Annotated in this window: 17 protein-coding genes and 1 pseudogene; 9 read left to right on the top strand and 9 right to left on the bottom strand. The window is 66.5% G+C overall.

Annotation, left to right across the window (positions count from 1 at the left end):
* Positions 1–10: 10 nt before the first annotated feature.
* The 6 genes and pseudogenes from pgl to tkt all read right to left on the bottom strand — a co-directional run bounded on the left by pgl (position 11) and on the right by tkt (position 8,162).
* Positions 11–844: a 6-phosphogluconolactonase gene (pgl, locus tag V9G04_07070; GenBank protein MEI2713051.1), complete on the bottom strand. Its 834-nt coding sequence runs from the start codon at positions 842–844 to the stop codon at positions 11–13.
* The gene (locus V9G04_07075; GenBank protein MEI2713052.1) at positions 837–1,748 is read right to left on the bottom strand and encodes a glucose-6-phosphate dehydrogenase assembly protein OpcA; all 912 of its coding nucleotides are present in this window, start codon (positions 1,746–1,748) and stop codon (positions 837–839) included. Before V9G04_07075 ends, pgl begins: the two co-directional genes overlap by 8 nt.
* Positions 1,748–3,265, bottom strand: a complete 1,518-nt coding sequence (gene zwf / locus V9G04_07080; protein ID MEI2713053.1) for a glucose-6-phosphate dehydrogenase — start codon at positions 3,263–3,265, stop codon at positions 1,748–1,750. The genes V9G04_07075 and zwf overlap by 1 nt, the downstream gene beginning before the upstream one ends.
* Positions 3,262–4,926 carry a glucose-6-phosphate isomerase gene (pgi, locus tag V9G04_07085; protein ID MEI2713054.1) on the bottom strand — a complete coding sequence of 555 codons (1,665 nt, stop codon included), beginning with the start codon at positions 4,924–4,926 and terminating at the stop codon, positions 3,262–3,264. The genes zwf and pgi overlap by 4 nt, the downstream gene beginning before the upstream one ends.
* Positions 4,923–6,032: a transaldolase gene (gene tal, locus V9G04_07090; protein MEI2713055.1), complete on the bottom strand. Its 1,110-nt coding sequence runs from the start codon at positions 6,030–6,032 to the stop codon at positions 4,923–4,925. The genes pgi and tal overlap by 4 nt, the downstream gene beginning before the upstream one ends.
* Positions 6,033–6,059: 27 nt before the next feature.
* Positions 6,060–8,162 (bottom strand): annotated as a pseudogene (tkt, locus tag V9G04_07095) (transketolase).
* Positions 8,163–8,309: 147 nt separating this feature from the next.
* On the opposite strand from tkt, the gene V9G04_07100 reads away from it, so the two are divergent.
* Positions 8,310–9,281, top strand: a complete 972-nt coding sequence (locus tag V9G04_07100; GenBank protein MEI2713056.1) for a heme o synthase — start codon at positions 8,310–8,312, stop codon at positions 9,279–9,281.
* 12 nt (positions 9,282–9,293) lie between these two features.
* Here V9G04_07100 and V9G04_07105 read toward each other — a convergent pair whose 3' ends face one another.
* The 3 genes from V9G04_07105 to V9G04_07115 are packed head-to-tail and all read right to left on the bottom strand — an operon-like array spanning position 9,294 to position 11,640.
* Entirely contained in the window at positions 9,294–10,169 is an 876-nt protein-coding gene (locus V9G04_07105) for a COX15/CtaA family protein (protein ID MEI2713057.1), read from the bottom strand.
* Positions 10,160–10,924: an ABC transporter permease gene (locus V9G04_07110; protein MEI2713058.1), complete on the bottom strand. Its 765-nt coding sequence runs from the start codon at positions 10,922–10,924 to the stop codon at positions 10,160–10,162. The genes V9G04_07105 and V9G04_07110 overlap by 10 nt, the downstream gene beginning before the upstream one ends.
* Positions 10,921–11,640: an ABC transporter ATP-binding protein gene (locus V9G04_07115; GenBank protein MEI2713059.1), complete on the bottom strand. Its 720-nt coding sequence runs from the start codon at positions 11,638–11,640 to the stop codon at positions 10,921–10,923. Before V9G04_07115 ends, V9G04_07110 begins: the two co-directional genes overlap by 4 nt.
* Positions 11,641–11,879: 239 nt before the next feature.
* On the opposite strand from V9G04_07115, the gene V9G04_07120 reads away from it, so the two are divergent.
* Genes V9G04_07120 through V9G04_07155 form a run of 8 tightly spaced genes read left to right on the top strand, consistent with a single transcriptional unit; the run spans position 11,880 to position 18,382 of the window.
* On the top strand, positions 11,880–12,563 hold the full coding sequence (locus tag V9G04_07120) for a transcriptional regulator (GenBank protein ID MEI2713060.1): 684 nt from the start codon (positions 11,880–11,882) through the stop codon (positions 12,561–12,563).
* A 21-nt stretch (positions 12,564–12,584) separates the two neighbouring features.
* Positions 12,585–14,009 carry a Fe-S cluster assembly protein SufB gene (sufB, locus tag V9G04_07125; GenBank protein MEI2713061.1) on the top strand — a complete coding sequence of 475 codons (1,425 nt, stop codon included), beginning with the start codon at positions 12,585–12,587 and terminating at the stop codon, positions 14,007–14,009.
* Entirely contained in the window at positions 14,009–15,193 is a 1,185-nt protein-coding gene (gene sufD, locus V9G04_07130; protein MEI2713062.1) for a Fe-S cluster assembly protein SufD, read from the top strand. The genes sufB and sufD overlap by 1 nt, the downstream gene beginning before the upstream one ends.
* Entirely contained in the window at positions 15,193–15,528 is a 336-nt protein-coding gene (locus tag V9G04_07135; protein MEI2713063.1) for a non-heme iron oxygenase ferredoxin subunit, read from the top strand. The genes sufD and V9G04_07135 overlap by 1 nt, the downstream gene beginning before the upstream one ends.
* A complete protein-coding gene (gene sufC / locus V9G04_07140; GenBank protein ID MEI2713064.1) occupies positions 15,525–16,283 on the top strand; it encodes a Fe-S cluster assembly ATPase SufC in 759 nt (252 codons plus the stop codon). The genes V9G04_07135 and sufC overlap by 4 nt, the downstream gene beginning before the upstream one ends.
* Before the next feature lie 8 nt (positions 16,284–16,291).
* The gene (locus V9G04_07145) at positions 16,292–17,560 is read left to right on the top strand and encodes a SufS family cysteine desulfurase (protein MEI2713065.1); all 1,269 of its coding nucleotides are present in this window, start codon (positions 16,292–16,294) and stop codon (positions 17,558–17,560) included.
* Entirely contained in the window at positions 17,560–18,027 is a 468-nt protein-coding gene (locus V9G04_07150; protein ID MEI2713066.1) for an SUF system NifU family Fe-S cluster assembly protein, read from the top strand. Before V9G04_07145 ends, V9G04_07150 begins: the two co-directional genes overlap by 1 nt.
* Positions 18,020–18,382 (top strand): metal-sulfur cluster assembly factor, encoded by a 363-nt coding sequence (locus tag V9G04_07155; protein ID MEI2713067.1) that lies wholly within the window; start codon positions 18,020–18,022, stop codon positions 18,380–18,382. Before V9G04_07150 ends, V9G04_07155 begins: the two co-directional genes overlap by 8 nt.
* The last annotated feature ends 149 nt before the right edge of the window (positions 18,383–18,531 follow it).

The raw sequence follows: 18,531 nt of genomic DNA on the forward strand, positions 1-18,531 counted from the left end.
TGGGCAGGTTTCACGCGTGCGTTTCCGCCCGGTGGGGGAGGAGGGAGGCGGCGCCTTGATCGAGCCACCACACGGTCTCGACCTGGCCGCGTACGCCGCGCGCGGGGGTGTCGCGTACGAGCGGGTCGGACCACGCGTCGTTGGGGTCCTCGTCCGAAGCGGCAGCTTCGCCGCGCGGGGTGTGAGAAGCCAGTGCTCGTGCAACCGCTTCGGCCTTGTCTTCGCCACTGACCACGAACCAGACGCGAGCAGACCGTGCGAAGGCCTCGAAGGTGAGAGAGACCCGCTCGGGTGGCGGCTTTGGTGAGTCCGTCACCGGCACCGCGATCCGGTTGGTCAAAGCCGCTGCCGGGTGATGCGGGAAGAGCGACGCCACGTGGCCGTCGGGTCCCACGCCGAGCATCACGAGTTCGAAGCCGCCGGTCCCCTCGGCACGCACGATGTCGGAGTAGACATCCGCAGCGGTGTTGACATCACGCACCTCGTCGCTGGCGGGCATCGCCATGACGTGAGCCCGAGGCAACGCTCCGGCTGGAGAGGACACGAGGACCGACAAGAGATCCGACCACGCCTGGGCGGCGTTGCGGTCCTGAGAAGCAGTGGGTACGAACCGATCGTCGCCCCACCAGAACCGCACCCGCGACCAGTCCACGGAAGATGCCAGACCAGCCATCTCACGATGGATCACCCGCGAGATGGACCCACCTGTCAGCGCGATCTCGTGGATCGGCGCCCCGTGCGCGACCGCAGGTGGCGCCTGCCCGACCAGCGAGACAAATGCCGAGGCCACGGCAGCGGCCATCGACTCGCCCGAGTCGAAGATGCGTACGACGGGCTCAGCCATGCGCGACGAGCCACTTCGCCGTCTCGGCATAGATGTCGTCCTCGTCGAGATGGCGAAGTTCTTCGGCCAGCAGCTCCGGGGGATCCATCCGCCGCAGGGCCACCGGTCGATCCGGTTTGCCCGGAGAGCGGAAGGTGGCCAGCTTGCCGTCGAGCCGGACCAACTCGATCGGCCCTTCCTTGGTCTCCAACGTGACGTCGGTGATGCCCGGGCCGTCGGAGTTTCGCCGCTCGATCGAGACCTTGAGTCGGGACGCGAGCCACGCGACCAGCAGGTCCGCGGACGGACTGATCCGTTCGGCAGCGACACAGCCTCCCGTGACCTTCAAGGGGTGCTGATCCAACGCCGCTGCCAACAGCGCGCGCCACGGCGTGATCCGGGTCCAGGCCAGGTCGGAGTTGCCGGGCGCGTACACCTCGCACTGGCCCACCATCGCCGCCTTCTTGCCGCGGGTGACGAAAGCCGCGTCGGTGATCCGACGGTTGGCCAGGCGGCCGAGCGGATCACCGGCCGGGTCGGCGGGATGGTCCGCGGGCCACCACACGACGACGGGGGAGTCGGGCAGCAACAAAGGGAGTACGACGCTCGCGGCGTGCTTCACGACCGGACCAGAGAGTCGGATCAGGGCGCGCTCGCCACCTCCGGCTGCGCCCGCGCCAACCTGCGCGTTGACCCGAGCAGCACCGCGAGCCGCACCGAGCACCACACCAAGGATCCGAGCCGGGTGGGCTCGACACGCCATCTCGGCGGTCTGCATCGCCTCAGACGAGCCTTCCTCGTCGACCACGACGACGAGGGTCATCACCATGCCCATCATCGGGCTGCCGGCGCGCACTCGCGCGCGTACGAATTCTGCGGCGATCTCCGACGAGTTGGTGTCGGTGAGTTCGATCAGGTTGCCCATCAGGGACGCCTCCACATCCGGCCGTCGCGGGCCATCAGGTCGTCGGCAGACTTCGGGCCCCAGCCGCCGGACTCGTACTGATCCGGCTTGCCCTTGCGCGCCCATGACTCCAGGATCGGGTCGAGGATCTGCCAGGCCAACTCGACCTCCTCGTGCCGCGGGAAGAGCGGTGGGTCGCCGAGCAGGACGTCGAGGATCAGACGTTCGTACGCCTCGGGCGAGGCCTCGGTGAACGAGCCGCCGTACGCGAAGTCCATGTTCACGTCGCGGATCTCCATCGTGTTGCCCGGCACCTTGGAGCCGAAGCGCACGGTGAGCCCCTCGTCGGGCTGGACCCGGATCACGATCGCGTTCTGCGTCAGATCCTCGGTGTCGGTCACGCTGAAAGGCTGGTGCGGCGCCTTCTTGAAGATGATCGCGACCTCGGTAACACGCCGTCCCAGCCGCTTGCCGGTGCGCAGATAGAACGGCACGCCAGCCCAACGCCGGGTGTCCACGAACAGTTTGATCGCGGCGTACGTCTCGGTCACCGACGACTTCGAGATGCCCTCCTCCTCCAGGAAGCCCTGCACCTCGACGCCGCCCTGCCAGCCGTCGGCGTACTGTCCGCGCGCGGTCGACAGGTCCACGCGAGGCGGGCGTCGCAGCGCGCGCAGGACCTTGAGTTTCTCGATCCGCAGACTCTCGGCATCGAACTCGACGGGGTCCTCCATCGCGACCAGCGCCAGGAGTTGCAGCAGGTGGTTCTGGATCACGTCACGAGCAGCACCGACACCGTCGTAATAACCCGCGCGGCCCCCGATGCCGATGTCCTCGGCCATGGTGATCTGCACGTGGTCGACGTAGTTGGCGTTCCACAACGGCTCCCACATCGTGTTGGCGAAGCGCATCGCCAAGATGTTCTGCACCGTCTCCTTGCCCAGGTAGTGGTCGATGCGGAAGATCGAGCCACTGGGAAAGACGGTGTTGAGGATGCCGTTGAGTTCGCGCGCCGATTCGAGGTCGTGCCCGAACGGCTTCTCCACCACGACGCGGCGCCAGGCGTCGTCGCGAGACTCGGTGAGACCGTGCTCCTCCAACTGCTGGACCACATCGCCGAAGAACTTCGGTGGGATGGAGAGGTAGAACGCGTGGTTGCCGCCGGTGCCGCGGGCCACGTCGAGTTCTTCGATCGTACGACGAAGCGTGTCGAAGGCGACGTCGTCGGAGAAGTCGCCGGGGACGAACCGGAAGCCCTCCGCCAGTTGCGCCCAGACCTCTTCGTGGAACTCCGTACGCGCATGCTCCTTCACCGAGTCGTGGACGATCTGCGCGAAGTCCTGGTCCTCCCAGTCGCGTCGCGCGAAACCCACCAGCGAGAAGCCCGGCGGCAGCAGACCGCGATGGGCCAGGTCATAGATCGCGGGCATGATCTTCTTGCGCGCCAGGTCGCCGGTGACACCGAAGAGGACCATGCCGCACGGTCCGGCGATGCGGGGAAGTCGGCGGTCTTGCGGATCGCGCAGGGGGTTCTTCATGAACGGTGCTCCCGGTAGTAGGCGATCAGACCGCGCGTCGAGGCGTCCTGCTCATCGGCCACGGACTGGTCTCCCGACACGGCCGGGGCGAGTCGTTGGGCTAGTTGCTTGCCCAGCTCGACACCCCACTGGTCGTAGGAATCGATGCCCCACACCGCGCCCTGCACGAAGGTGATGTGCTCGTAGAGCGCGATCAGTTGCCCCAATACCGAGGGGGTCAAGGACGGAGCCATGATCGACGTCGTCGGACGATTGCCGGTGAAGACGCGCGCCGACACGATCTCCTCGGCCGTGCCCTCCGCGCGTACCTCCTCCTCGGTCTTGCCCAGCGCCAGTGCTTGCGTCTGCGCGAAGAAGTTGGCGAGGAAGAGTTCGTGGACGTCCGTGTCGCCGTCCTTGAGGTCGTACGCCGGGTTCGCGAACGCGAGGAAGTCGGCGGGCACCAGTCGCGTCCCCTGATGGATCAGTTGATAGAACGCGTGCTGACCGTTGGTGCCGGGTTCGCCCCAGAAGACCTCACCGGTGTCGGTGGTGACCGGCGCCCCGTCCCAGCGCACGCCCTTGCCGTTGGACTCCATCGTCAGTTGCTGCAGGTACGCCGGGAAGCGGTGCAGCAGTTGCGAATAGGGGAGTACGGCGTGCGTCTCCGCACCGAGGAAGTTGACGTACCAGACGTTCAGCAGCCCCACCAGCAGTGGCACGTTGTCGGTGTCGGGAGCCGTACGGAAGTGCTCGTCCATCGTATGGAAGCCCGCCAGCATGTCGGCGAAATGCGAGGGCCCGACGGCGATCATCAGCGACAATCCGATTGCGGAGTCCATCGAATAGCGACCGCCGACCCAGTCCCAGAAGCCGAAGGCGTTGGCCGGGTCGATCCCGAAGTCGGCAACCTTGTCGAGTGCGGTCGAGACCGCGACGAAGTGCTTGGCGACGGCATCGGAGTCCTCGACATCGTCGAGTGCACCGACAGCACGCAAACGATCGAGCAGCCAAGCCCGGCACAGCCGCGCATTGGTCAGCGTCTCCAGCGTCCCGAACATCTTGGACGAGACGATGAACAGTGTCGTTTCGGGGTCGAGCCCGGTCAGCGTCAAGGCAGCGTCGGTCGGGTCGATGTTGGAGATGAATCGGCACTCCAGGCCGGCCTGACGGTAGGGGGCGAGGGCTTCGTACGCCATCACGGGGCCGAGGTCGGAGCCGCCGATGCCGATGTTGACCACCGTCGCGATGCGCTGACCGGTGATGCCGGTCCAGTCGCCGTCGCGCACTCGTGACGCGAACGCGTACGCCCGGTCGAGCACCTCGTGCACGTCGGCAACCACGTCCTGCCCGTCCACGGTCAACGCTGCCGATCTTGGCAGTCGCAGCGCCGTATGCAGCACCGCTCGATCCTCGGTGACGTTGATGTGCTCGCCGGCGAACATCGCCTCCCGTCGCGCCGCGACCCCGGTCTGGGAGGCGAGGGTGAGCAGCGTGGACAGGACGGCGTCGTCGGCCAGGGACTTCGACAGATCGACGAACAGGTCCCCGGCCGTGTGGGTCCAGCGCGTGACGCGTTGCTCGTCGGCGAGCCAGGCGCGCAGGTCCGGATCGAATTCGTCGGCGAGGTCTTCCAGAGCCGCCCATGCAGTGGTCGTGCTGGGGTCGATCGGATCGTTCACGAGTCGGCCTTGGCGGCGTCGAGACCCGTCTGCACGTCCTCGATCACTTCGTCCCATGCCTTGACGAACTTGTCGACGCCTTCCTTGATCAACACCTCGATCACGTCGTCGTAGTCGATGCCCGCCTCGGCCAGCGACTGCATCGTTGCCTCGGCGTCGTCATACATCGTGGTGACCTGGTCACCCTTGACTTCTCCGTGGTCGCGGACCGCGTCGAGGGTCTTCTCGGGCATGGTGTTGACGGTGTTGGGGGCGACCAGATCGATCACGTACATCGTGTCGTCGTAGTCGGGGTTCTTCACGCCCGTCGAGGCCCACAGCGGGCGCTGGCGGTTGGCGCCGGCCTCCTCGAGGGCGCGCCAGCGCGGGGTGGCGAAGAAGCGTTCGTACGCCTGGTAGGCCAGCCGCGCGTTGGCGACACCGGCACGGCCGAACAGCGCCTTGTCCGCACCCATGGACTCCAACCGCTTGTCGATCTCGGTGTCGACGCGTGAGACGAAGAACGACGCAACGGAGTGGATCTGGGAGAGGTCGAGGCCGGCCTCCTGCGCCTGCTCCAGCCCGGCGACGTACGCCTCCATCACGTGCTCGTACTGCTGCAACCCGAAGATCAAGGTGACGTTGACGTCGATGCCTTGGGCGATGGTCTCGGTGATCGCCGGCCAGCCGGCCTCGGTGCCGGGGATCTTGATGAACAGGTTCGGCCGATCGACGGTCTTCCACAGTTCCGCCGCTTGCGCCACGGTGCCGTCGGTGTCGTCGGCAAGGTCGGGCGTGACCTCGATCGAGACCCGTCCGTCGACGCCGTCGGTGGCGTCATAAACGGGACGCAGCAGGTCGCATGCATTGCGTACGTCCGTGGTCGTCAACTCGAAGATCGTGCGGGTGACATCGGCGCCGGTGCTCGCCAACTCGCGCACCTGAGCGTCATAGCGCTCGCCCTCGGCGAGCGCCGCGGCGAAGATCGCCGGGTTCGTGGTCACGCCCACCACGTGCGAGTCCTTCACCAGGTCGGCCAGGTTGTCGGTCTCGAGGCGCTCGCGCGACAGGTCGTCGAGCCAGATCGAGACACCGGCCTCGGAGAGTTCTTGCAGATTGTTCGTCATGCTGGATTCCTCTCTAGTGATGTGCTTTCAGCCGGTCACGACGCGCAGGCTGTCCTGCGCCGCGTCCGCCACTGCCTGAGCGGTGATGCCGAACTCGCGGAAGATCCGCTCGAAGTCCGCCGACGCGCCGTAGTGCTCCAGGGAGATGATCCGGCCGTGGTCGCCGACCAGATCGCGCCACCCCTGCGCCACGCCGGCCTCGACGCTGACCCGAGCCTTGACCGTCGGCGGGATGATCCGCTCGCGGTAGGCGGAGTCCTGCGCGTCGAACCACTCGCGGCACGGCAGCGAGACCACCCGCGCGCGGACTCCCTGCTCGGCCAGGATCGACCTGGCCTCGACGGCCAGTTGCACCTCGGAGCCCGTGGCGATGAGCACGACGTCGGGCAGTCCGTCGCCCTCGGAGTCGAGCAGGATGTAGCCGCCGCGGTGCACGTCGTCGGTGGAGTTGAAGCCGTCCTCGCCGCGCGGGAACACCGGCAGGTTCTGCCGGCTCAAGATGATGCCCGCCGGACGGTCGGTGTGCTCCATGATCGTGTGCCACGCGGCGGTCGTCTCGTTGGCGTCGGCCGGGCGCACGATGTCCAGGCCGGGGATGGCGCGCAGAGCGGCGAGGTGCTCGACCGGCTGGTGCGTCGGGCCGTCCTCGCCCAGACCGATCGAGTCGTGCGTCCACACGTACGTCACGGGCAGTTGCATGATCGCGGACAGGCGTACGGCGCCGCGCATGTAGTCGGAGAACGTCAAGAAGGTGCCACCGAAGACGCGGGTGCCGCCGTGCGCGGCGATGCCGTTCATGATCGCGCCCATGGCGTGCTCGCGGATGCCGAAGTGCAGCACCCGCCCGGCGTACGGGTCGCCCTTCCACATCTTCGTCGAGCGGTCGGTGGGCAGGAACGACGGCGCACTCTCGATGGTGGTGTTGTTGGAGTCGGCCAGGTCGGCCGAACCGCCCCAGAACTCGGGCATCTTCTCGGCGATCGCGTTGATCACCGCGCCGGAGGCCTTGCGGGTCGCCATCCCCTTGGGGTCGGCGGGGAAGGTGGGCAGATCCGCGTCCCAGCCCTCGGGAAGCTCGCGGCGAGCCACGCGGTGCAGCAGTTCGGCGCGCTTGGGATAGCGGCTCGCCCACGCGGCGTACGCCTCATCCCACTGAGCGCCCGCATCAATCCCGCGCTTGGCCAACTCGCGGGTGTGCGCGATGACGTCGGCGGCGACCTCGAAGGTCTGCTCGGGGTCGAAGCCGATCACCTTCTTGGTAGCGGCGACCTCCTCGGCACCCAGAGCCGAACCGTGCGACTTGCCGGTGTTCTGCAGGTTGGGCGCGGGCCAGGCGATGATCGTCTTGAGCACGATGAAGCTGGGCCTGTCGGTGACGGCCTCAGCCTTGCGGATGGCCTCGATAGAGCGCGTCGACGTCCTCGACGTACTTGCCGCCGTCGTGGGTCCAGTCGACCGTCTGGACGTGCCAGCCGTACGCCTCGTAGCGCTTGCCGGACGTCCTCGCCGAGTGCGATGTCGGTGTTGTCCTCGATGGAGATCCGGTTGTCGTCGTAGATCAGGGTCAGGTTGCCCAACTCCTGCACACCCGCGATGGCGGAGGCCTCCGCGCTCACCCCCTCCTGGATGTCGCCGTCGCGAGCACAGTGCGTAGATGTGGTGGTCGAAGGGCGATTCACCCGGTGCCGACTCCGGGTCGAGGATCCCGCGCTGCCGGCGTGCTGCCATCGCCATGCCGACGGCATTGCCAATGCCCTGGCCCAGTGGCCCGGTGGTGGTTTCAACACCGGCGGTGTGGCCGTACTCCGGGTGCCCGGGAGTCTTGGAGCCCCACGTACGCAACGACTTGATGTCTTCCAGTTCCAGCCCGAATCCGCCGAGGTAGAGCTGGATATAGAGCGTCAGGCTGGAGTGGCCGCAGGACAGGACGAAGCGGTCGCGGTTGATCCAGTTGGGATCGGCGGGATCGTGGCGCATCACCTTTTGGAAGAGCAGGTACGCCGCCGGGGCGAGGCTCATCGCGGTGCCGGGGTGTCCGTTGCCGACCTTCTGCACCGCGTCCATCGCGAGAGCGCGGACGGTGTTGACCGCCTTGTCGTCGAGTTCGGTCCAGTCGAGCTTGGCGGGCAGTGTGGTCACGGGGTTCCTCTCGGCGGATTCATCTGTCGGCAGTCGGCGGCGCTGCCACCGAATCGAGCCTACCGAGGGCTGACGTTAGACTCGACCCCGCAATCCACCCACACCTTCCCGGGTCCATTTCTCAAAGGGTTCTTGTTCGTGACTCACGTCGGCTCCTCGGCATCGGCTGCGGCTGCAGATGACGCGACGACTCCTTCGAAGGCTGACCCGAACGCCGACCGTGCCACCTGGCGCGATGTGGTCGCGGCTTACGTCGGTCTCACCAAGCCGCGCGTGATCGAACTCCTCCTCCTGACCACGGTCCCGGTGATGTTCTACGCCGCGGGCGGCATCCCGCCGTTGGGCCTCGTCGTGGCGACCGTCGTCGGTGGGGCCTTGTCCGCGGGCTCGGCCTCGGCACTCAACTGCGTCTATGACCGCGACATCGACGAGCAGATGCGGCGTACGCGGCGACGCGCGCTGCCGCGACACATCGTCTCGCCCGTCTCGGCCACGATCTTCGGCATTGCGCTGGGCGTGATCGCGACCGTGATCTTGGCCGTGTGGGTCAACTGGCTCTCGGCCGGACTCGCGTTGGTCGCTGAGTTGTTCTACCTGTTCGTCTACACGATGTGGCTCAAGCGTCGGACGACTCAGAACATCGTGTGGGGCGGCCTGGCGGGCTGCTTCCCGGCCCTGATCGGCTGGACCGCGGTAACCAACGAACTTGCCTGGCCCCCGGTCGTACTCTTCCTGGTCGTCTTCTTCTGGACCCCACCACACACCTGGGCGCTGGCGCTGCGCTATCGCGAAGACTATGCGGGCGTCGACGTGCCGATGTTGCCCGTGGTCAAGCCGGCGGCCGAGGTTGGCAAGCAGATCGTGCTCTACACCTGGGCGACCGTGGCGACCTCACTGGCGTTGTGGCCGATCGCGGACACCTCCTGGGTGTACGTCGCGGCAGCGGTCGTGCTCGGTGCGGTCTTCCTGGTCTCGGCACACCGACTCTGGTCGCGCACCCGGCGTACCGAAGTCCTCGCCGAGATCCAGCCGATGAACCTCTTCCACGTCTCGAACCTCTACCTGGCCCTGCTGTTCGTGGCCGTGGCCCTGGACCCCGTCCTGCGTTGAGTTGGGCCCAACTCAACGGGGGTGGGGGAGCACTGCCAACGCGATCCGCGCCAGTCCGGCGGCGAGCAAGCCAGCGCCCAGCATGTGCAGCGCGACCAGCAACACCGGCAGATCGAGCCAGTACTGCACCCAGCCGAGGACGCCTTGACTGACCTCGATCGCCAGCACGATGGCGGCGATCAGCGACAGCCACCGATCACGCGTACGCAAGGCGAGCACGAGTAGGGCGAGCGTGAGAGCCACGAGGAGATAGACCGCGTACGCGTGCCAGTGCGACATGGTGGCCGGGTCCAGCCCATTTCGTTTCGCGTCTTCGTCGCCCGCATGGGGTCCGGCGCCGGTCACGACCGTGCCGAGGTACAGCACGATCCAGCCGACGACGAATGTCGCGAACGCGACTGCACGCGTGAGCGGCGCCGCCGCCGACCGGGTGGGCGAACGAAGATGGTCGAGCAGCGCCACGCACAACATCACGATCACCATCGAGGCGATGAAGTGGAAGCCCACGACCCACGGGTTCAACTGCGTCAACACGGTGATCCCGCCGATGATCGCCTGGAGCGGGATCCCGAAGGCGATCAAGGTGGAGATGATCAGCGCGCGTCGATTGCGCGAGGCCAGCGCGGCGAGGAACAGCAAGATCGCCAGCGCGACGAGGACGAAGGTCAGCAGCCGGTTGCCGAATTCGATGACGCCATGGATACCCAACTCGCCGTGTGCGCGATAGGACTCCTCGGTGCATCGCGGCCACGTCGGGCAGCCCAGACCCGAGCCGGTCAGGCGTACTGCCGCACCCGTCACAACGAGCATGATGTTGGCCAGCAGGTTGGCGATCGCCAACGGCCACAGCCAACGCGTGAGCGGGGCCAGTCGGTCGGTCATTCCCATCGGAAGGTCCTCGCGGTCAGTGCGGTGGCGACGATGCCCCAGGCCAGGAGTACGAGCAGCGCCCCCGGCGCCCAGGCCCCGTCGAGGAACGCAGTCCGGAGGGCATCTCCCAGCGCTCCCGACGGCAGCAGGCGTACGAAGCCCTCTGCCGAACCGTAGGTCGAGGTCGGGAGTACGACGCCGCCTCCGGCCATCAGGAGCAGATAGACAAGATTGGCCGCGGCAAGCGTGGCCTCGGCTCGAAGCACGCCGGCCACGAGCATTCCCAGACCCGCGAACGCGAAGGTGCCGAGCAGCACTCCGACCAGCGCCGCGGGCACCCCACCCCACGCAGGGCTCCAGCCGAGCGCGAGCCCCACACCGCCGATCACGATCATCTGAGCCACCATCACGATGGCCAGCGCGAGCACCTTGCCCAGCAGGAGCCCGGAGCGGGGCAGGGGAGATGCGCCCAGTCGTTTGATCACGCCATAGCGGCGTTCGAAGCCGGTGGCGATCGCCAGCGACGTGAAGGCCGACGACATCACAGCCAGGGCTAGCACTCCCGGGGTGAAGACGTCGACCGCCGGTGACGAGAGGTCTAGGCCCAGGCGATCCGCGCCCAGAACCGCGCCGACCAACACGAGCACGGGGACCACGACCGCGAGCAGGAGTTGTTCCCCGTTGCGCACCAGGAGACGGGCTTCCATGGTGGCTTGAGCACGCACCATCTGCGCGTACGGGGCCGCCCCCGGCGCGGGTGTGAACAGGCTCATCGGCCGTCACCGGTCAGCGCCAAGAACACCTCTTCGAGCGACTGCTCGCCCGCCGTCAACTCTGCGGGTGTGCCCGACGCCACCAGGCGTCCGCGGTCGATGATGTGAACCTCATCGGCCAGTTTCTCCGCCTCGTCCATGAAGTGTGTGGTGAGTACGACGGTCGCCCCGGCGTCGCGCACCTCGCGCAGCAACTGCCAGGTCGCGCGTCGCGCGTGCGGGTCCATGCCCGCTGTGGGCTCGTCGACGAACAGCAGTTCGGGGCGTCCGATCAAGGCCATCGCCAACGACAGCCGTTGCTGCTGGCCTCCCGACAGCCGCCGATACGGCGTCCGCCCGCAGTCGCCCAGGCTGAGTCTCTCGACCAGGACGTCGGGTTCGAGGGGGTGGGCGTGCAAGCGAGCCATGTGGGTCAACATCTCGTCCGCGCGCGCTCCTGACCAGGCGCCCCCGGACTGCAGCATCACGCCGAGACGGGGGACCAGCCGTGCGTGGTCCTGGACAGGGTCGAGCCCGAGCACGCGCACCGTGCCCCGGTGTGGCGTACGGAAGCCTTCGCAGGTTTCCAAGGTGGTGGTCTTGCCCGCACCGTTAGGGCCGAGAACGGCGGTGATCGTCCGGGGTGCGACTGTCAACGACAGATCGTCCACGGCAACCTTGCTGCCGTACCTCATCACCAGCGCGTCGATCTCGACGGCGGGGGTATTGGCGGCCACGGCGACAGTCTAGGAGCGGCCGTCGAGAGCAACGAGGGAGGGCTGGTCCGAGGCTCGACAGACCTGGGTGTCTTCAATGCCACGGTCACCGGCGCTGGCTGCTGATTGACCTCTGGACCCCCACCCCTTGCCCGCTTCCGCGGTGTGAGTGGTGGGGTTCAGTCAATTCGCACGCGGGCTCGATCAAGTAAGGGTCACCTTTGTTGAAATGGCAACCGCAATAACGTCACACTTGGCTTGTGCAATTGGACAAGGGAACGGATCAGTCGGCCTCGGGCGACGCTCCGACCCGTGACCGGGTCGCGCGGTCGATCCTGGAGAACGGCCCGTCCACGGCAGCCGAATTGGCGCAACGTCTGGAGTTGACTGCAGCCGCCGTACGCCGGCACCTCGACCATCTCGGCGAACTTGCGATGATCGAGGGCCGCGATCGCGCGGTGTACGGCCAGCGTGGACGGGGGCGTCCGGCTCGCGAGTTCGTGCTCACTCAGGCAGGTCGCGACGAGTTCGACCAGCAGTACGACGACCTCGCCGCGCAAGCGCTGAGGTTCCTGGCCGAGACGAGTGGCGACGACGCGGTGGTCGAGTTCGCTCGACGCCGGGTCGCCTTCATCGAGCGCGACTACGACACGGTGACCACCGAGCACCCGGAGTTGACCCCCGCTGAGGCGTTGGCGTTGGTGTTCAGCCGCGAGGGGTACGCCGCGACGGCCAAGGAACTGCCCGTCGTGGGCCAGCAACTGTGCCAGCAGCACTGCCCGGTGGCCCACGTGGCCCACGAGTTCCCGCAACTGTGTGACGCCGAGACAGAGGCGATCGCCAACGTCCTCGGCACCCATGTGCAGCGGCTGGCGACCATCGCGCACGGCGACGGCGTCTGCACGACCTGCATCCCGAACATCAAGAAGGAGAGGAAGTCCTGATGACCTCCATCGCTGAGCAGGATGGCTCGACGAGAGTCGAGCAACTCAACCCCGAAGCTCAAGGACATCGGTCGCTATGAGTTCGGCTGGCACGACGCCAACGACGCGGGCGCCACCGCCCAGCGTGGTCTCAACGAGGCGGTCGTACGCGACATCTCCGCCAAGAAGAACGAGCCACAGTGGATGCTCGACCTGCGCCTGAAGGGCCTGAAGCTCTTCGACCGCAAGCCGATGCCAACCTGGGGTTCGGACCTCTCGACGATCGACTTCGACAACATCAAATACTTCGTCCGCTCGACCGAGAAGCAGGCCACCAGTTGGGAGGACCTGCCCGAGGACATCAAGAACACCTACGACAAGCTCGGCATCCCCGAGGCGGAGAAGCAGCGCCTGGTCGCCGGAGTCGCCGCGCAGTACGAGTCCGAGGTCGTCTACCACCAGATCCGTGAGGACCTGGAGGAGCAGGGCGTGATCTTCCTCGACACCGACACCGCGCTGCGTGAGCACGAGGACATCTTCAAGGAGTACTTCGGCACGATCATCCCGGTCGGCGACAACAAGTTCGCCGCGCTGAACACCAGCGTGTGGTCCGGTGGCTCGTTCGTGTACGTCCCGCCAGGCGTGCACGTCGAGATCCCGCTTCAGGCGTACTTCCGGATCAACACCGAGAACATGGGTCAGTTCGAGCGCACGCTGATCATCGTGGACGAGGACGCGTACGTGCACTACGTAGAAGGCTGCACCGCGCCGATCTACAGCTCCGACTCGCTGCACTCCGCCGTCGTCGAGATCATCGTCAAGAAGGGCGGTCGTTGCCGCTACACGACCATCCAGAACTGGTCGAACAACGTCTACAACCTCGTCACCAAGCGCGCCGTGTGCGAGGCGGGCGCGACGATGGAGTGGGTCGACGGGAACATCGGATCCAAGGTGACGATGAAGTACCCGGCCGTCTACCTGATGGGCGAGCACGCCAAGGGTGAGACCCTCTCGATCGCGTTCGCGGGCGAGGGCCAGCACCAGGACGCGGGCGCCAAGATGGTGCACGCCGCGCCGCACACGTCGTCGAGCATCCTGAGCAAGTCCGTGGCGCGCGGTGGTGGGCGTACGTCCTATCGCGGCCTGATCCAGGTCAACGAAGGCGCCCACGGATCGAAGTCCAACGTGCTGTGCGATGCGTTGTTGGTCGACCAGATCAGCCGCTCGGACACCTACCCGTACGTCGACATCCGCGAGGACGACGTCTCGATGGGCCACGAGGCCAGCGTCTCCAAGGTCTCCGAGGACCAGCTCTTCTATCTGATGAGCCGTGGCATGGAGCAGGACGAGGCGATGGCGATGATCGTGCGTGGCTTCGTCGAGCCGATCGCCAAGGAGCTCCCGATGGAGTACGCCCTCGAGCTCAACCGACTCATCGAACTGCAAATGGAAGGAGCAGTCGGCTGATGACAGCCACTGTCGACAGCGTGCGAAGCGCGCTGGAACTTGATCATGTCGAGTCGCACCTGCACCCCACGGGGTCGTTCGACGTGGCCGATCACTACGTGCCCACCGGCCGCGAGGAGATCTGGCGATTCACCCCGCTCAAGCGGCTACGGAACCTGCACGCCGACGCGCCGCTGCTCGGGCGTACGTCGAAGTTGACCTGGAACGAGACGACCGAGGCGTCCGTCTCGATCGTGACCGGTGACGCTGCGCGCGAGTTGCGCGGGATCAGCGGCTGGGCACCCATTGACCTGTGGTCGGCCCGCGTGATGGCCGATGTGCCGGCAACCGTCCTCGTCGACGTCCCGGCAGAGACCGAACTCAGCGAGCCGATTGTGTTCGACGTGGTCGGTGAGACCGTGGACGACACGACGGGTGGGCACCTGGCGTTCCGCTTCGGCAACCACTCCAAGGCGGTCGTGGTGATCAACCACACCGGCTCGGCAGCGGTCGCCGCGGTCGTGGAGATCGTCGTCGGCGACGGCGCCGACGTGACTGTGGTGTCGATCCAGGACTGGGACGACGACGCCGTCCACCTGGCTCACCACCAGGCCCGCGTCGGTCGCGACGCGACCTACAAGCACGCCGCGATCTCGTTCGGCGGCGATCTGGTCCGCATGGACACCAACGTGACGTACGACGGCCCGGGCGGGTCTGCTGAATTGCTCGGCCTCTACTTCGCCGACGCCGGTCAGCACATCGAGCACAGGTTGTTCGCCGACCACACGGCTCCTCGTACGAAAAGCCACGTGTCCTACAAGGGCGCCCTCCAGGGCGAGAAGGCGCACACCGTCTGGGTCGGCAACGTCCTCATCCGCAAGGTCGCCGAGGGCATCGAGACGTACGAAGAAAACCGCAACCTGGTGCTCACCGACGGCTGTCAGGCCGACTCGATCCCCAACCTGGAGATCGAGACGGGGGAGATCGAGGGGGCGGGGCATGCCTCGGCCACCGGACGCTTCGACGACAACCAGCTCTTCTACCTGCGTTCGCGTGGGATCGACGAGAAGGAAGCCAAGCGTCTGGTCGTGCACGGATTCTTCAACGACCTGATCGCCAAGATCGGCGTCGAGCAGATCCAGGAGCGGCTGATAGCCACCGTCGAGGACGAGCTCGCCAAGAACGTGTCCGGCAAGGTCCTCTGATGACCTTCGAGCGCGCCTGTGCGTTGGCGGACATCCCGCACGACGAGGCCCTCGCGGTGACGCTGGGACGGTTCGACATCGCGATGACCCGTTGTGACGACGAGGTCTTCGCGATCGAGAACCTCTGCTCCCACGCACATGTGGCGCTCAGCGAGGGTGAGGTCCGCGACTGCCAGATCGAGTGCTGGCTGCACGGGTCGATGTTCGACCTGCGTACGGGCAAGCCCACCAACCTTCCGGCGACCGAACCCGTCGCCACTTTTGCCACAGAACTGCGCGGTGGCGACGTCTACGTCGACATCGCCTCCACCCTGAACGGAGTTACACCGCAATGAGCAAGCTTGAGATCAAGGACCTGCACGTCTCGGTCCAGACCGAGGACGGCCCCAAGGAGATCCTCAAGGGCGTCAACCTCACCATCAACTCGGGCGAGGTCCACGCGATCATGGGCCCCAACGGCTCGGGGAAGTCGACCCTGGCGTACGCCATCGCCGGTCACCCGAAGTACGACATCGACGGGGGAGAGGTGCTCCTCGACGGTGAGAATGTGCTCGACATGACCGTCGACGAGCGGGCGCGCGCCGGCCTCTTCCTGGCGATGCAGTATCCCGTCGAGGTGCCCGGCGTCTCGGTGTCCAACTTCCTGCGTACGGCCAAGACCGCCGTCGACGGCGCGGCACCGAAGCTGCGTACGTGGGTCAAGGACGTCAACACCGCGCTGGACCGCGCCGGGCTCGATGCCGCGTTCGCCCAGCGCAATGTCAACGAAGGCTTCTCCGGCGGTGAGAAGAAGCGCCACGAGATCGCCCAACTCGAGTTGCTCGACCCGAAGGTCGCGGTCCTCGACGAGACCGACTCCGGCCTCGACATCGACGCGCTCAAGGTCGTCTCGGAGGGCGTCAACCGCTTCACCGAGGACAAGGACAAGGGCGTCTTGCTGATCACGCACTACACGCGGATCCTGCGCTACATCAAGCCCGACTACGTCCACGTCTTCGTCAACGGCCAGATCGCCGACCAGGGCGGTCCGGAACTGGCCGACCGACTCGAGGCAGAGGGCTACGAGCGCTACACGAAGGCCGCGGTCTGACCGTGTCCCTGCCCGGACTTCTCCCCGACCTCGCGGTGGTCCGCAAGGATTTCCCGATCCTGGAGCGCACGCTCCCGGGTGGGCGGTCGTTGGTCTATCTGGACTCGGCCAACACCTCGCAGAAGCCGCAGATCGTGATCGACGCCATGGTCGACCACCTGGAGCGGCACAACGCCAACATCGCCCGCGCCATGCACCAGTTGGGTGCGGAGGCCACCGAGGCGTTCGAGGCGGCACGAGACAAGGTGGCGACCTTCCTGGGAGCACCTGATCGTGACGAGGTGATCTTCACCAAGAACGCGTCGGAGGCACTCAACCTGCTCGCGCGCACCCTGGGTGACCCGAGTCCGCATCAGGTAGGCCCCGGCGACGAGATCGTGATCACCGAGATGGAGCACCACTCCAACATCGTGCCGTGGCAACAATTGTGTGAGCGTACGGGCGCGACCTTGCGCTGGTTCGGGCTGACCGACGAGGGACACCTGGACCTCGCCGATCTCGACTCGTTGATCAACGAGCGTACGAAGGTCGTCGCCTTCACCTGGGTCTCCAACATGCTGGGCACGATCAACCCGGTCGCACGGCTTTGCGCCAAGGCTCACGAGGTCGGTGCGATCGCGATCGTGGATTCCTCACAGGCAGCGCCGCAGTTGAAGATCGACCTGGCGACGATGACGGCGGACGAGCGCCCGGACGCACTGGTCTTCACCGGCCACAAGGTCGTCGGACCAACCGGTATCGGCGTGCTGTGGGGTCGTCGGGCGTTGCTGTCCGACCTGCCACCCTTCCTGGGTGGCGGCGAGATGATCGAGACCGTCACGATGGAGCGCTCCACGTACGCCGACATCCCGCACCGTTTCGAGGCAGGCACGCCGCCGATCGCCGAAGCCGTCGGTCTGGGTGCTGCGGTCGACTACCTGAGCCATCTCGGTCTCGACGAGGTGCATCGGCACGAGCAGGCGATCACGGCGTACGCGTTGGAGGGTCTGCAGAGTGTGCCGGGCCTGCGCGTGTTGGGGCCATTGGATGCCGCACAGCGCGGGGGAGCGATCTCCTTCGAGATCGACGGCGTGCACCCGCACGACATCGCGACGGTGCTCGACACCCTCGGTATCGCGGTACGCGCCGGGCATCACTGTGCCAAACCCGCGCACCTGCGCTATGGCGTGCAGGCGTCGACTCGGATGTCGTCCTACCTCTACACGACGCCCACGGAGATCGACGCACTGATCGACGGGCTGAACTACACGCGCAACTACTTCGGACTGGGGGACTGATGAGCGCCGAACTCGACAGCCTCTATCAAGAGATCATCCTCGATCACTACAAGAACCCCCATCACAAGGGGCTTCGTGATCCGTTCGGGGCCGAGGTGCATCACGTCAACCCCACGTGCGGCGACGAGGTGACCCTGCGGGTGCATGTCGTCGACGGGGTGGTGCAGGACGTGTCGTACGACGCCCTGGGCTGCTCGATCTCACAGGCGTCGACCTCGGTGCTCACCGACCTGGTGATCGGTCGTCCGGTTAACGAGGCGCTTGCGATCCAAGACGAGTTCTTGCGCCTGATGCAAGGCAAGGGCCAGGTCGAGCCCGACGAAGAGGTGCTCGAGGACGCGATCGCGTTCTCGGGTGTCGCCAAATTTCCCGCGCGCGTGAAGTGCGCACTGCTGGGCTGGATGGCGTGGAAGGACGCGACAGCCCAAGCGACAGACATCGGCACCGAAGGAGCCAGCAATGACTGACCACAGCGATCTGCCGGACGTACCCGAAGCCACTGGCGGCGTCTCGACCCTCACCGAGGAGGACGTGACCGAGGCGATGAAGGACGTCGTCGACCCCGAACTCGGCATCAACGTCGTCGACCTCGGCCTGGTCTATGGCGTGCACGTCGAGGAGCACGACAACGTGGTGATCGACATGACGCTGACGTCGGCGGCCTGCCCGCTGACGGACGTGATCCAGGACCAGACCCACTCGGCGCTGGAGGGGATGGTCAACGAGGTGATCATCAACTGGGTCTGGATGCCGCCCTGGGGCCCCGACAAGATCACCGACGACGGCCGCGAGCAACTGCGCGCCCTAGGCTTCAACGTCTGAGCCACGCCGGCGCAGCCGGCGTGACGCGAAGAGGTTGAGCGAGCCCCGCGCCCGCGTGAGCGGGCGCGACGGGCGGGTCGAAACCTGACCACCGATCTCGGTGGTTGAGGAGCGAACGCAGTGAGCGTCTCGAAACCACACCGGGCCGA

Source organism: Nocardioides sp., assembly GCA_037045645.1.
Taxonomy (GTDB): Bacteria; Actinomycetota; Actinomycetes; order Propionibacteriales; family Nocardioidaceae; genus Nocardioides.